The 13597-nt window shown below is 46.0% G+C and carries 13 protein-coding genes; 7 read left to right on the top strand and 6 right to left on the bottom strand.

Features of this window, described 5'->3' with window-relative positions; translation table 11 throughout:
• The first annotated feature begins 32 nt into the window (after nucleotides 1-32).
• Both NL643_RS07590 and NL643_RS07585 read left to right on the top strand, forming a co-directional pair.
• The gene (locus NL643_RS07590) at nucleotides 33-536 is read left to right on the top strand and encodes a DUF2850 domain-containing protein (protein WP_104972159.1); all 504 of its coding nucleotides are present in this window, start codon (nucleotides 33-35) and stop codon (nucleotides 534-536) included.
• A gap of 369 nt (nucleotides 537-905) precedes the next feature.
• Nucleotides 906-3452, top strand: a complete 2547-nt coding sequence (locus NL643_RS07585; protein WP_253644208.1) for a glycosyl hydrolase family 18 protein — start codon at nucleotides 906-908, stop codon at nucleotides 3450-3452.
• Nucleotides 3453-3626: 174 nt separating this feature from the next.
• Here the strand turns inward: NL643_RS07585 and NL643_RS07580 are convergent, their stop codons facing one another.
• Nucleotides 3627-4484, bottom strand: a complete 858-nt coding sequence (locus NL643_RS07580; RefSeq protein WP_253644207.1) for an alpha/beta fold hydrolase — start codon at nucleotides 4482-4484, stop codon at nucleotides 3627-3629.
• Nucleotides 4485-4614: 130 nt separating this feature from the next.
• Nucleotides 4615-5205 (bottom strand): TetR/AcrR family transcriptional regulator, encoded by a 591-nt coding sequence (locus NL643_RS07575; RefSeq protein WP_005392013.1) that lies wholly within the window; start codon nucleotides 5203-5205, stop codon nucleotides 4615-4617.
• Between the two features lie 252 nt (nucleotides 5206-5457).
• Here NL643_RS07575 and NL643_RS07570 point away from each other — a divergent pair, with 252 nt between their 5' ends.
• Together NL643_RS07570 and nhaD are read left to right on the top strand one after the other, a co-directional pair.
• Entirely contained in the window at nucleotides 5458-6483 is a 1026-nt protein-coding gene (locus NL643_RS07570; protein WP_253644206.1) for an acyltransferase, read from the top strand.
• Between the two features lie 419 nt (nucleotides 6484-6902).
• Nucleotides 6903-8333 (top strand): sodium:proton antiporter NhaD, encoded by a 1431-nt coding sequence (gene nhaD / locus NL643_RS07565; protein WP_253644205.1) that lies wholly within the window; start codon nucleotides 6903-6905, stop codon nucleotides 8331-8333.
• Between the two features lie 37 nt (nucleotides 8334-8370).
• Here nhaD and NL643_RS07560 read toward each other — a convergent pair whose 3' ends face one another.
• Nucleotides 8371-8766, bottom strand: a complete 396-nt coding sequence (locus NL643_RS07560) for a GFA family protein (RefSeq protein WP_006740934.1) — start codon at nucleotides 8764-8766, stop codon at nucleotides 8371-8373.
• 201 nt (nucleotides 8767-8967) lie between these two features.
• Here NL643_RS07560 and NL643_RS07555 point away from each other — a divergent pair, with 201 nt between their 5' ends.
• Nucleotides 8968-9576 (top strand): YitT family protein, encoded by a 609-nt coding sequence (locus NL643_RS07555; protein ID WP_006740933.1) that lies wholly within the window; start codon nucleotides 8968-8970, stop codon nucleotides 9574-9576.
• 79 nt (nucleotides 9577-9655) lie between these two features.
• Here NL643_RS07555 and NL643_RS07550 read toward each other — a convergent pair whose 3' ends face one another.
• The 3 genes from NL643_RS07550 to NL643_RS07540 form a co-directional block, all read right to left on the bottom strand.
• On the bottom strand, nucleotides 9656-10474 hold the full coding sequence (locus NL643_RS07550) for a hypothetical protein (protein ID WP_253644204.1): 819 nt from the start codon (nucleotides 10472-10474) through the stop codon (nucleotides 9656-9658).
• Between the two features lie 100 nt (nucleotides 10475-10574).
• Complete coding sequence (locus NL643_RS07545; protein WP_253644203.1) at nucleotides 10575-11057, bottom strand: methylated-DNA--[protein]-cysteine S-methyltransferase; 483 nt, start codon at nucleotides 11055-11057, stop codon at nucleotides 10575-10577.
• The gene (locus NL643_RS07540; protein WP_253644202.1) at nucleotides 11054-12421 is read right to left on the bottom strand and encodes an AlkA N-terminal domain-containing protein; all 1368 of its coding nucleotides are present in this window, start codon (nucleotides 12419-12421) and stop codon (nucleotides 11054-11056) included. The genes NL643_RS07545 and NL643_RS07540 overlap by 4 nt, the downstream gene beginning before the upstream one ends.
• A 194-nt stretch (nucleotides 12422-12615) precedes the next feature.
• Here NL643_RS07540 and NL643_RS07535 point away from each other — a divergent pair, with 194 nt between their 5' ends.
• Nucleotides 12616-12819: a hypothetical protein gene (locus tag NL643_RS07535; RefSeq protein ID WP_017633816.1), complete on the top strand. Its 204-nt coding sequence runs from the start codon at nucleotides 12616-12618 to the stop codon at nucleotides 12817-12819.
• A 326-nt stretch (nucleotides 12820-13145) separates the two neighbouring features.
• Nucleotides 13146-13589: a DoxX family protein gene (locus NL643_RS07530; protein ID WP_074190260.1), complete on the top strand. Its 444-nt coding sequence runs from the start codon at nucleotides 13146-13148 to the stop codon at nucleotides 13587-13589.
• Nucleotides 13590-13597: the final 8 nt, after the last annotated feature.

The following is a 13597-nucleotide window of genomic DNA, read 5'->3' as shown; positions in this document are numbered from 1 at the left end:
ACCATATTAAAAAAGGGAAGAAAAGTAGACCAATGACGGACTCAGCTCGCCGAAGGCGGAAAACAAGACAGGAACCAAAACTTTCATTTTGGGCTCGCCACCAATCCAAAGTCCTCAAAAGCACATTTGCCGTTTTTGGGGTGGGTCTTTTGACGTTTTTCAGCTATCAAATCCACCTATCCTATCAAGACCATATTGACCCGGAAAAAGTCTACGGCGAGTGGATTGAGATCGGCGCGCCACCCTACCAAACAGAACGTCTGACTTTCACCGAGGATGGGGTATATCGAAACCATCGACTCATCACGACAGAATTTGAATTCGATGGAAAGGTCATCACGTTGAACACCGGATTAGGAAAAACCGCGTACCAGATCTCGGGCTCTCACCTTTCACCTCAGATTCGCCGTATTGAGCCTCTTATTCCAGACCAACGATTCATCCGTAAGGGATTTGAGCATACCGTTCAAGGCTCAGAAACCGGAGCGGCTTCAAAACGTCGCGCTGCATTAAGTGAACATTTCAGCCGTGACTAGCACGTCTTCACGGCTATTTCTCCTTTCAATTCTCTTTCTATTTCGATGAAACAAAACCTTAATAAACAATGAAATAAGGTATTCATCGCATTTATCACACTCGCTACTGAGTAAACAATAATTTTAGTTTCTGCTGAGATTTTATAAATTATTGACTCAGTCTGACACTTTCTGTGTAACAGAGTGCGAGTTTTAGTTAAGTTCTCTCAAGTGCCTCGAAAACCGTCTTAATTTTTTTTGACGAAAAAAAACTCTCTGAAATGCTGAGTGTGATGCTTTTGCACATGGAGTAAATCCAATCATCTTATCTGGTGCAAGAGCAGCCTATGTTCTAGGTAGAACATGAATCCAAGGATTGAGAGAGAAGTTATGATTCGATTTAACCTATGTGCAGCTGGCGTTGCTTTAGCACTATCAGGTGCTGCAGTTGCGGCTCCAACCTCACCAAGTATCGATATGTACGGTTCCAACAACCTTCAGTTTTCTAAAATTGAACTCGCGATGGAAACCACGTCAGGCTACTACGACATGGTGAAATACCATGAGCAAGCGAAGATCACTGTTAAGTTTAACCAGTGGAGTGGCACGCCAGGTGATACTTACAACGTCTATTTTGATGGTGCAAAAGTAGCAACCGGCCCAATCACTGGTAGCCAAACAACAGCGACATTTGAATATGGTCAGGGCGGCCTATACCAAATGGAAATCGAGGCATGTGATGCGACAGGTTGTGCGAAAAGCGCACCAGCTGAAATCACGATTGCAGATACCGATGGTTCTCACTTGAAGCCACTGACGATGAATGTTGATCCAAACAACAAAACGTACAATACCGATCCAAGCGTCGTGATGGGTACGTATTTTGTTGAGTGGGGCATCTATGGTCGTGACTACACGGTCGATAACATGCCAGTCGACAACTTGACTCACATCCTTTACGGTTTTATCCCAATTTGTGGCCCAAATGAGTCTGTGAAGTCTGTTGGCGGCAACAGTTTCAATGCACTACAAACCGCTTGTACAGGCGTGCCTGACTACGAAGTCGTGATCCACGACCCTTGGGCTGCTTATCAGAAGAGCTTCCCACAAGCTGGTCATGAATACAGCACACCTATCAAGGGTAACTACGCAATGCTAATGGCATTGAAACAACGTAACCCTGATCTAAAAATCATCCCATCTATCGGTGGCTGGACACTGTCTGACCCATTCTTCGATTTCGTAGACAAGAAAAACCGAGACACATTCGTCGCATCAGTTAAGAAGTTCCTGAAAACTTGGAAATTCTACGACGGTGTTGATATCGACTGGGAATTCCCTGGTGGCGGCGGTGCAGCCGCGGATAAGGGCGACCCTGTAAACGATGGCCCAGCTTACATCGCACTGATGCGTGAATTGCGCGTAATGCTTGATGAATTAGAAGCTGAGACTGGCCGTACTTACGAGCTAACGTCAGCTATCGGTGTCGGTTACGACAAGATTGAAGACGTAGACTATGCAGATGCGGTTCAATACATGGACTACATCTTCGCGATGACTTACGACTTCTATGGCGGTTGGAACAACGTTCCTGGTCACCAGACTGCGCTTTACTGTGGTTCATTCATGCGCCCTGGTCAGTGTGACGGTAGTGGCGTTGATGAGAACGGCGAACCGTACAAAGGTCCTGCTTACACAGCAGATAACGGCATCCAGCTTCTTCTTGCTCAAGGCGTTCCTGCGAACAAGCTAGTACTTGGTACAGCAATGTACGGTCGTGGCTGGGAAGGCGTAACTCCAGATACGCTAACCGATCCAAATGACCCAATGACAGGTACTGCAACAGGTAAACTGAAGGGCAGTACAGCGCAAGGTGTTTGGGAAGATGGCGTAATCGACTACAAAGGCATTAAGTCATTTATGCTAGGTGCCAACAACACTGGCATCAACGGCTTCGAGTACGGCTACGATGCCCAAGCAGAAGCACCATGGGTATGGAACCGTACTACGGGCGAGTTGATCACATTTGATGACCATCGCTCAGTGCTAGCAAAAGGTAGCTATGCTAAGTCTCTAGGTCTAGCGGGTCTATTCTCTTGGGAAATCGACGCGGATAACGGTGACATTCTCAACGCAATGCACGAAGGTATGGCTGGCGGAGTGGTTCCTCAACCAAACCGTAAACCAACCGCAGCTGCTGGCGCAGATCAATCTGTAACTGGCCCAGCAAGTGTGGTTCTAGATGGTAGCCTATCGAAAGACTCTGACGGCACTATCGCAAGCTACGCTTGGGAGCAAGTCTCTGGTACTGCAGTGGTACTAGCAAGCGCCAACACTGCGAAAGCAAGCTTTGATGCAGCAGAAGTTACCGTTGAGGAGCAATTAACTTTCAAGCTGACAGTGACTGACAACGAAGGTGCAACGGCATCTGACCTTGTTGTAGTAACTGTGAAGCCAGCAGGTGTGGTTGACCCAGCGAACAATGCGCCAGTAGCGCAAGTTGTTGCTCCAGCAACAGCAAACGCTGGTGACGTTGTGGTTGTAGATGCGTCAGCCTCTAGCGATGCAGACAACGATACTCTTACTTTCAACTGGACGCTGCCTCAAGGTTTGAACGCAACGGTTGAAGGTTCTAAAGTAACTTTCACTGCTGCTGAATACCCGCAAGACACTAGCCTAAGCTTTACCGTAAGTGTGAGCGACGGCAAAGCGTCTTCAACGGCAAGCGCAACTGTGGTTGTTGCACAGCATACCACCGATCCAAACCCAGGCACCTGTGACAACGCATGGGATGCAAGCGCAGTGTACACAGGCGGCAACCAAGTCACTCATGCAGGTAAAACTTGGGAAGCGAAATGGTGGACTCAGGGTGACGATCCTAGCCAATCTGGCGAATGGGGCGTTTGGAAAGAAGTTGGCGTAGCTAACTGTAACTAAGCCCGACCTTGCAGATTTTCTGTAAAGTTAACGATCAAAGGACAGCTTCGGCTGTCCTTTTTTGTTTTTATCTCATAACGAGAAAAGCGATACCATAGACGAAAAACCATCCGAGGTATTACTTTCAAATCGAATTAGCCCAAAACGGATCGAGCCAATTAGCAAGCATGAAGATTACCAAGAACGATCGAGTAAACGGTCAAAACTACTGAAGACTTGTGCACACTTCATCACTCGGCCATGGCCTTGACCTTGCGTTGTCACTAACTCAACATTTTCAATCTCTTCAGCGGCTTGTGCAGAAATACTGTACTTAGTGAACTTATCCTGCTCATCATGAACAATGATGGCTGGAGACGAGCGCTCTGCCAAACGCTTCAGCGGATCAATTGACTGTAATGGGTAACCAAATTGATCTTCAACTTCTGAAACCACAGCATTAAAAAGCTTCATCGAATAACCTGAACGCGCAATGCTACCGAATAGGTTCTCTACGTAATTCAATACCGGTGCAATAAGCAGTAAAGGCTTGTTTTCTAATTTGCTATGTCTGCACTCAAGAGCAGAAGCGGTGCCCATGCTGTGCCCAACTAGACCAACAATATCGTCTACCGTATCTAACACATCTTCTAACCCTTTGACAAAACCCGGAATGTGCCCATACTGCCCTTCACTCTCACCATGTGCTGGGTGATCGTATGCCAAAGCGGTGAAACCTTTCGACGCAATATGTTCCATCAACGGATAAAACTGACTTGCGGTGCCAGACCAACCATGAGTTAACACCCAAATAGGTCCAGAGCCCAAAGTGTAGGTTTTGATAATGCCTGCATGCCCTTTAATTTCACTCTTGGCAAGTCCTTGAGGTTCGGTGTTTTTAGGTGCTGTGCGAGCAGGTGTCAGGAGCAACTTACGCGCGGTATTCTTTGCATGGGAAGGGGCCAGCGTATGGTGTAAACGCGTACTGATGTTCACCAAACTGCGCTTAATACTGAAACGTTGCGATGTATTAAAGTAAATTTTTTCACTCATGATTATGTCCTTAACTATCAGCTTCGCACAAAAAATAGAACGGTCGTGCTTTTTATACTGATAAGAAAGAGCGAACTCAGCCGCTCTTTATGATTTTATGTCTACAAATCTGGAAAGCGAATAACTGGTATCAGCCTTTCCAGCGAGAAAATAAGTTGTCGATCCCTTGCCAAAACAGGCGCAAGCTTTCTTCCTCACCTTTAATTGAGTAAAAAACATGCGCACTCAAATAAAGACCGTATAAATCAAACGTTGCTTGGCGTGTATCTAAGTCTGCTGCAAATTCTTGCTTCTCTTTGCCTTTCGTTATTTGGATCTCCAAGTAGCTCAGCCAAGTGTCTATGGATTTACGCAGTCCGGCCTGAAGTGGACAATCTTTATCTGCCGTGTCATTCCAAGCGTCTAGAAACATACAACTTCCTTGAAATGCGTGGTTCCAAGTCATCCAAGAGTCGAGCAACCCTCGAATTTTACGTTCGATATTGCCATCCCCTGCTTCACGAACAGGCTCAATAACTCGGGCGGCGAACACTTTATTGGCGTGCTCCAATACCGATAGTTGTAAATTCAACTTCGAATTGAAGTGGGCAAACAGACCACTTTTCGACATACCGCATTGCTTGGCTAACTCACCAATCGTAAGACTTTCTAATCCGTCTTCGCTGGCGATCTCAAAAGCCCGTTGCAGAATAAACTCTTTTGTCACTTTTCCTTTTTGCATAATCTTATTTTTAGCACGATCGTTCTTTTTTGCAATCTAGAGTTAACTGGTCTAACCATACATTAGTGTCATTTTCGACTCGCTAATCACGTATTGAGTTGGTTAATGGGTTAATAATTAAGAAGTTTGAAGTAAGTCTTAAATTTAAACACAGCTTCAGTGTAAGCGCGAGTCTGTTGACTTTTTCACGCATTAATTCAGCCACAACCTGCTACTTTCACCTAAGTTTTTTTTATTTAGGTAAGTAATGTAATGGCAAAGAAACAAAAAATAGCCAGCTTAGAGTTTGCGCGTATTATTGCGATGTTTGCAATTATAGGATTGCACTGCCAGATGGCCCTGACATACTGGCAATGGGATGGAATACCGTGGGTTGGTTATATGCTCAACCAATTGGCTCGTTTTGCTGTGCCACTGTTTTTTCTCATTTCTGGTTATCTTATCCAGCCCAAGTTAAGCCGCGCACCTATCGAAACACTAAAAAACTACGCCAAACCACTGATGAAGGTTTGGCTCATTTGGAGCGTGATCAGTTTATTGATGCCATTCCAGTGGCAAACTGTCGCTGAGGCGGGGTATCTCGCCGAAAGGCAGGGCTACTGGGGCTACTTAATGTCGACCCCGTTCAATTCACTCGTCGAAGGCGGGCTCGTTCACCTGTGGTTTATTCCAGCTCTGGTCATTGCCGTTGCCTTAATTGCCTTCCTCGTGCATATCAATATGGCTCAATTGGTACTGCCAACCGCCGTATTGCTATACATATACGGCGTGTTTGCTGGCAGTTATTCGACCATTACCGACCTGCCAGCGCCTTTCTTTACTCGTAATGGGCCGTTTTTCAGTACGTTGCTGGTAACACTGGGTTATCTAGCACGAGAAGAGCAGTGGCGATGGTCGCGAAACAATACGATTCGATGCATTCTTCTTGGTACGGTGCTGCATTTTGGTGAAGCTTATTGGCTAATGCAACACGAGGTCGCTTTTAATTCTCACGACTTCCTGTTTGGTACTGTTATCTGGGCCGTGGGTGTCTTCATGTGGCTCTTAGTCCACCCACATTTTGGCGATATGCCTTGGGTATTCAAACTATCTCCTAGCGTGTTAGGCATTTATGTTAGCCATCTGCTTGTGATAATTATTATGATGAATGTCGCTGGATTTATCGGGTTGCAACACCTTGAGAAAGATGTGTTTATTTATCCTGCAACGATTGTCGCAACCATACTGCTTGTGAAAGCAATTGAGGCTTCACCGTTGAGAAAATGGCTGCTGCGCTAAATCCATTCAGCGCTCGATATAGCTAGCTCTAACTCAAAAGGGTTAGAGCTAGCCAGTTAAAATGAGATTTCTCTCTCACTGACCAATTTTTGACTTTCTAATCCTTCAGAATTTGCCGTCACTCACAAAAAACATTGTTCATTTCCTTTAAATTGGCTCGACTATTACAACATTGCTCATTAAACGGAGGCTGTATGTGGGCAGGTCAAGGACTCGTTCCTTTTTTAGAGATTAGCCATTGGTTAACTTACGGTTTGTATGCCGCTGTGGTTTTATTTGGCGCAGCAAGCATTGCGTCACTCAGAAAATAGTGGCGCACACTATCATTTCCTAACTCCTACTGTTAATTCGAGCTCTCTCACAACTAACTCATTAATTTGTGGCTAATATTTCTCCAACCAGACAAAGGAGAAATGTCTATGCCAATCTATCCAATTGTGGCTTTCTGCTGTTTGTTGTTCTCTAGCGCCACCTTTGCTGCCCCCACCAATGAACTGAACCTTGTTAATTCTGGTGTCGGTTACGCGGCTCTCATTATCTTTTCGATTGCTTACATACTGGTTATGTTGGAAGAGTATCTGAAAATGAGAAAGTCCAAGCCTGTGCTGCTCGCTGCAGGGTTAATTTGGATTCTGATTGGCTACACCTTTGCTCAACACAACCAACCAGAAATAGCCAAATCCGCACTAGAGCACAACTTGTTGGAATATGCGGAACTGCTGCTGTTTTTGTTAGTAGCGATGACTTACATCAATGCTATGGAAGAGCGCAAACTCTTCGATGCCTTACAGGCGTGGATGGTCGGCAAAGGCTTTGGCTTCAAAAAGCTGTTTTGGCTGACGGGGTTTCTCGCCTTTATTATTTCACCGATTGCCGATAACTTAACCACAGCCCTCTTGATGTGTGCTGTGGTGATGAAAGTCTCTGGTGATAATCCTAGATTCGTGAATCTTGCCTGTATCAACATTGTTATCGCTGCCAACGCTGGCGGTGCATTCAGCCCATTTGGTGACATTACGACTCTGATGGTGTGGCAAGCCGGGCATGTCAGCTTTGCTGAATTCATCCCGTTATTCGTCCCGTCACTGGTGAACTATTTGGTTCCTGCATTTTTGATGTCACTCTTTGTTCCAAACACCAAACCGAATACGATTCACCAACACGTAGAACTGAAACGCGGCGCGAGACGTATTGTCGCACTATTCATTATGACGATTGCCACCGCAGTCTCTTTCCACGCTTTGCTGCACTTCCCACCCGTTATGGGCATGATGATGGGCTTGGCCTACTTACAATTTTTCGGCTACTTCTTACGCCAAACACTCAAACATTCCTTGGCAAAAAAAGCGGCCATGGCAATTGCCAATGGCGACGATCACGCATTAAAACGCTTAGGTTCAGTCGTTCCGTTTGACGTGTTCCACCGTGTATCTCGCGCAGAATGGGACACCTTGCTGTTCTTCTACGGCGTAGTGATGTGTGTCGGCGGTTTGAGCTTACTTGGCTATCTCGAACTGGTTTCAAACGTCATGTACAACCAATGGAACCCTGTCTGGGCCAACGTGATGGTTGGTGTTCTATCTGCCATCGTCGATAACATTCCGGTTATGTTTGCTGTACTGACTATGGAACCAAGCATGTCGATGGGGAACTGGTTACTTGTCACATTGACTGCGGGTGTGGGGGGCAGCTTGCTTTCAATTGGCTCTGCGGCAGGTGTCGCATTAATGGGAGCCGCGCGTGGTCAATATACCTTCTTTGGCCACCTAAAATGGGCTCCCGTCATCGCCTTGGGTTATGCGGCCAGTATTGCTGTGCATTTGTGGATGAATAGCGGTTTATTTACCTAAAAGCACCGCGCGTCAGGCGCTTAACTTGCGATATAACCTAACGGTCGGATGGATGGTTAACGCCATCCATCACTTCGATAGTTCCCAATTCATATGGGTTGACGCCCTCTAAACAGCCGACATTATAGCCGTACTCACTCGGGTCAGAGCGACGCTGATGGTGCGTATAAATACCACATTCGCCACAGAAAAAGTGCTTCGCTGTGCGAGTGTTAAATTGATACAGCTTCAAAACGTCTTCGCCTTGCACGATACGAATACCATTCAGAGGCACAGATGCCACAATCGCGCCGCGACGTCGGCACATGGAGCAATCACATCGTCTCGGCTTCTCAATACCATTAGGTAATGCAAGTTCCAGCTCAACTTTTCCGCAGTGACAACTCAGTCGATGTAATGCGTTGATTTGGGTAGTGCCGACTTTCTTAATCATAACTTTTCCTTGTTGTTTTTCTACCTGTGTACATTATGTTAAACAGGCTAGCATCAGCACAATCTTGTCCAAAAACTCGACATTCATCACTTTTCGCGACATTTTATTGGCCGATTTGTTAGTTGCTATTTTGGCAACTGTTTATCTCGTTGGATGGACGTGTTGTCTCCGGCGCGGTTTTTAAACCAAGGAAAAAATTTTATGGATAAAGATCATAGCCTAAGAGAGAACCTCTTGGCTCTGACGCTCGGCAGTGCGTTAGTGTCGCTTGGGGTAATATTTTTCAGCAAAGTAGGATTGCTCACTGGCGGTACGGCTGGTTTGGCGATCTTCCTTACCAAAGTGAGTGACTTCAGCTTTGGTCAGATATTTTTCGCTCTCAACCTCCCTTTTTATATTTTGTCTGTAATGCGCATGGGATGGCGCTTCACCATTAATACCTTCATTGCGGTCTCGATTGTTTCTTTTGCGGTCGATCATCTGCACCATGTGATTGAAATTTCACGAATCGAACCTTTCTATGCGGCACTTCTAGGTGGTGGGTTAATTGGAATAGGTATGTTGGTGATTTTCCGCCACAAGATGAGTTTAGGCGGTTTTAACATTCTAGCGTTGTACCTTCAGGAACGTTTTGGGATTCGAGCGGGTAAAGTTCAGATGGCGCTCGATTGTGCCATCGTAGTGATGTCGCTGTTCATTGTGGATGTGCACCTTATCGCTCTATCCGTCCTAGGTGCCGTGGCGACAAACTTGATTTTGGCGATGAACCATAAACCAGGACGATACCAGGCAAAAGCGCAAATAGCTTAATCAACATCGTGTAATGAGTGAACTTACAAAATATGAGCCCCGATCCATTCGCTCGGGGCTTTTTTATTCAACGTTGAGATCATGTCAACGAACTCGTTGTGCAGTATTGCTGCATCCCCACATCAACTTGAGCTTTATATTTCTGGCTAAGATGGAAGTGCACTTGCATCAGCAAATCATGCGCATGGAACAGCTCAAACGCGTCACCACCATTTTGCTGACAAATGGCTTCGCAGCGCTCGGCATGCTGCTTGGCTTGTCCGGCTTCACCCGCTTTGAGTAAACTCATCGCTAAGCGATACTCTGCACGTTCTTCTTTCATCCAACCACCCGCCACTTTCCAGTAATCCAACGCGAGCTTGGCCGCTTCTAGCATCCTCGATTTTTCCATATCCGTGCGCTCAGCCAGCGCTTCATACTGACACGCCAAGTTGTTTGCCGTGATTGCGATAGAGCGCGCTAGCGGCCCTTCAGCATCTTGTGGTGTCATACCTAGCGCGGCTTTCTCCAGCCATTGGCTCGCCAGTTCAAGCTGAGCAAGCGCAGAAAGTTCATTCGAAATCAGAGCGTAAACTCGGCGTTGTTCTTGCTCTTCCAATAATTCCATATTGTCAGTGCCATCTACGAAGTAGCGCGCAACGGCAATACTGCGTTGCAATGCCGAACTCTCGGCAACATTGCGTTTATCAAAGCGCTCTAAACAAGCAAGAAACGGTTCTGGACGCTGGAGGTGCCCAATCGCGGTGTGCAGCATCAATGCGAATATTCGCTCGATGTGGTTAACGTTTTCCACCTCACTCAGAGCCGTTTCCAATTGAGCATAAGTTTGTTCGGGCTGTGTTTCGTGATGCTGCCAACACTCACTCATGAATGCATCAAAATCCGTTTTGAAAGGCATGTCCTTATTATCCTTTTTCTATTCGTATAACGAATATGAAACTCTACACTATCGTTTCCCCTGTGTAGCACGCTTAATCACAATATGAGAATCGCCTCACTTAAAGTGGTGTACCTTGCTCCAACGAAAGTAAACGTTGCTTGCGCTCTACTCCACCAGCATACCCTGTCAATTTACCGCTTTTGCCAATAACGCGATGACAAGGCACCACGATAGAAATAGGGTTTTTTCCGTTTGCCAACCCAACAGCGCGCACAGCTTTAGGGTTGCCAATCGCGTTGGCGAGATCTTGATAGCTCCACGTCTCGCCGTATGGAATGGTCGTTAGTGCCTGCCAAACTTGATTTTGAAAATCCGTGCCTGTAGCCGCCAAAGGCAGCTCAAATTCATTACGTAGGCCAGAAAAATATTCATTCAACTGGGTAACAGCTTGGCGCAAAACTGGGTGTTGAGCGTCTCGCGCTCCCAGTTCACTCGGCTTAGTGGTGCATGTTTCAAACCAAATGCCAAGCAAGCCCTCAGCGTTAGATTGGATGGTCACCGTTCCTAATGGGCTCGGCATTTCGGTATAAAATGTTTTCATGATTGATTCCATAAGTGAAACGTCGCGTAGCTTCCCCAAGGGGCCGCAGTGTGCGTATTCAGTGATGGGTAACGCTGCATCGCCTTTTTCACCACTAAATCTTTATCTAAAAAGCAATCGGGTTGAGATTGCCCTCGCAGTTGAGCATAACTGACTGTCCAAGGTCCAATGCCTTTCAAGGCTAGCCACTGCTGGGGGTCGGCGTCTGAGTTATCCTGCATGAACTGGGCGAAGCGCACTAGCGTCTCTTTACGGCTTTGCGGCATGCGCAAAAAGCTCACGTCGGCATTCGCTATCGCATCTGGTGTCGGGAAAAAGCGTTTTTCTGACTCTCCACCAAGTGTGGTCACCAATAAGTTAAGTTGACCAATCGCCGCTTTAACCGACACTTGTTGGCCTAAAATCGCTCGAACTCCAGCCTCCCATGCATTCCATACACCAGGAATCCGAATACCTTTACTCGACACAAGCCCTGGTGCAACATAATCCAAATGCTGCTCAACAGTACAAATATCGGCGTCAAGATCGAACATACGACGAATGTCAGACACCAAGTTTTGCAGCTTCGTTACGTCTTCAATTTCAAACGCTAGCTCTAGGTACCCTTCACCTTTGGTTGCTTTAAACCACGCTTTACTGGTATCCAGACAAACGTTGCGCTGATAACTCTCATCACTCACCAGCTCAACCCCCTCAATCGCTCGTAAACGGTAAAAGTTCAACATGTGCTGCCAATTCAATTCACCTCGATAAGGCAAGGCAATTCGATTGCTACCCATACCGTCAAACTCTTTGCGACGGACTTGAGAAGGCGTCAGTTTGAGAAACTTTTGGAAAGCATCGTTAAAGCGGCGCGTACTGTTAAAACCAGACGCAAACCCGACTTCGGTGACCGACATAGAACTGGAATGAAGTAACTGTTTGGCGAACATTAATTGTTGATATTGCGCATACTGCTTGGGTGACATGCCTAGATACTGCTCAAACAACATACGTAAGTAGCGATCCGAAATCCCAACACGCTCTGCTAGCTCAGACACCGAGTGGTGATGCAACTCCCCTCGATCAATTAACGAAATCGCTCGTTGAAAGGTCGTTTCTACGCCTTTCCATGCCCAAGAACCCGGCGCGCTATCAGGTCGACAGCGCAAACATGGACGGTACCCCGCTTGGAGAGCTTGCGCTTTATCGGTGAAGTACTCTACATTTTCTTCTTTAGGTAAATTAGCCGGACAAATTGGGCGACAAAAGATCCCCGTTGTTTTCACAGCCACATAAAATCGCCCATCAAAGCGGCTGTCTCGCGCGACTCGCGCCTTATGACACTGCTCGAAAGTCAGTGAGGTATGGGGGTGAATAAACATAGTGCTTTCCTTGCTCATGCCTTTTGTCATTTATTGTTCATAGGCATCGTTCAATATAATGTTATTGTAGCTTGCTTAAGCGTCTACAATTAGCCATTTTCGGAACTCAATATTGAGATTTATTGGCATTAGCGCTTTTGTACACTAAAGTTAGATTCAGAACATCACAACAACGTCGGCTAAAGGGAATTGGCATGGACTTACACACTTGCGTAATTGTACTAAGAAACCAAAAGGTTATTACCAGTAAATCCGTAGATCATTCAATTGGAATTATCGAACGAGACTCAGATAACGAGATCTCAGAAATTCAAATTAATGCCACGGATGGGCGTAATATTCGAACCTATCACTACAACAATGTAGAGGAGTCACTAGAGAGCTTAATGAACCTCTGACGGTTTTCTTTAACACACCTTTCTCCCTTGTTAATAGCGAAAGCAATAGAGCACAGCAACCTGTGCTCTTTTTTTGTTTAACAGCAAAAATGTTTATCGAAAATAATGATGGATCCTGATTTAAAACACGACAAAACTGGCATAAAAAAACTCATAAAAAACACTCAAGCAACTGATTAAAAATAACAAAAAACCATTATTCAACTTTTTAGAACGAGTTTATCAAAATACTCCCGTTATTTTTATTCTCACCGCCACCTAAACTGTTCTCAACAGCACGGGAGCACACGCTTCCCACTCATTGAAAAGAGTCAGAGGACAGAATCATGAAAGCACTATTACAGAAAATCACCACTTCAAACGCAGGTTACAGCGCACTATCACTTCGCATTCCAATCGGCATTATCTTTATGGCGCACGGCGCACAAAAACTGTTTGGTTGGTTTGGTGGCTATGGGTTAGAAGGTACAGGTCAGTGGATGGCATCCATCGGTTTAGGTCCTGGCGTGCTAATGGCATTCCTTGCTGGCAGCGCAGAGTTCTTTGGCGGCTTGTTCATCTTGCTTGGCCTGCTAACTCGCCCAGCAGCCGTTGCTTTAGCGTTCACGATGGTGGTAGCGATATTCTCCGTCCACTTTGAAAACGGTTTGTTCATGGCAAACAACGGTTACGAGTTTGGCTTAGCTTTACTGGCAGCAAGTGTTTCACTGGCGTTTTCTGGCGCAGGTAAGGTCGCGCTAGATAACTTCTTGAACAAAAAGCTCTCTTAGGGAGGCCT

The organism is Vibrio sp. Y42_MX_L11 (assembly GCF_024181785.1).
GTDB classification, from domain to species: Bacteria; Pseudomonadota; Gammaproteobacteria; order Enterobacterales; family Vibrionaceae; genus Vibrio; species Vibrio diabolicus.
The sequence above is the reverse complement of the archived record's forward strand: the minus strand, read 5'-3'. Positions and strand labels throughout refer to the sequence as shown.

What these genes read in the sequence shown, in the direction of transcription:
- NL643_RS07590 (WP_104972159.1), top strand. Translation starts at nt 33, where the DNA reads ATGACGGACTCAGCTCGCCGAAGGCGGAAAACAAGACAGGAACCAAAA.
- NL643_RS07585 (WP_253644208.1), top strand. Translation starts at nt 906, where the DNA reads ATGATTCGATTTAACCTATGTGCAGCTGGCGTTGCTTTAGCACTATCA.
- NL643_RS07580 (WP_253644207.1), bottom strand. Translation starts at nt 4,484, where the DNA reads ATGAGTGAAAAAATTTACTTTAATACATCGCAACGTTTCAGTATTAAG.
- NL643_RS07575 (WP_005392013.1), bottom strand. Translation starts at nt 5,205, where the DNA reads ATGCAAAAAGGAAAAGTGACAAAAGAGTTTATTCTGCAACGGGCTTTT.
- NL643_RS07570 (WP_253644206.1), top strand. Translation starts at nt 5,458, where the DNA reads ATGGCAAAGAAACAAAAAATAGCCAGCTTAGAGTTTGCGCGTATTATT.
- nhaD (WP_253644205.1), top strand. Translation starts at nt 6,903, where the DNA reads ATGCCAATCTATCCAATTGTGGCTTTCTGCTGTTTGTTGTTCTCTAGC.
- NL643_RS07560 (WP_006740934.1), bottom strand. Translation starts at nt 8,766, where the DNA reads ATGATTAAGAAAGTCGGCACTACCCAAATCAACGCATTACATCGACTG.
- NL643_RS07555 (WP_006740933.1), top strand. Translation starts at nt 8,968, where the DNA reads ATGGATAAAGATCATAGCCTAAGAGAGAACCTCTTGGCTCTGACGCTC.
- NL643_RS07550 (WP_253644204.1), bottom strand. Translation starts at nt 10,474, where the DNA reads ATGCCTTTCAAAACGGATTTTGATGCATTCATGAGTGAGTGTTGGCAG.
- NL643_RS07545 (WP_253644203.1), bottom strand. Translation starts at nt 11,057, where the DNA reads ATGAAAACATTTTATACCGAAATGCCGAGCCCATTAGGAACGGTGACC.
- NL643_RS07540 (WP_253644202.1), bottom strand. Translation starts at nt 12,421, where the DNA reads ATGTTTATTCACCCCCATACCTCACTGACTTTCGAGCAGTGTCATAAG.
- NL643_RS07535 (WP_017633816.1), top strand. Translation starts at nt 12,616, where the DNA reads ATGGACTTACACACTTGCGTAATTGTACTAAGAAACCAAAAGGTTATT.
- NL643_RS07530 (WP_074190260.1), top strand. Translation starts at nt 13,146, where the DNA reads ATGAAAGCACTATTACAGAAAATCACCACTTCAAACGCAGGTTACAGC.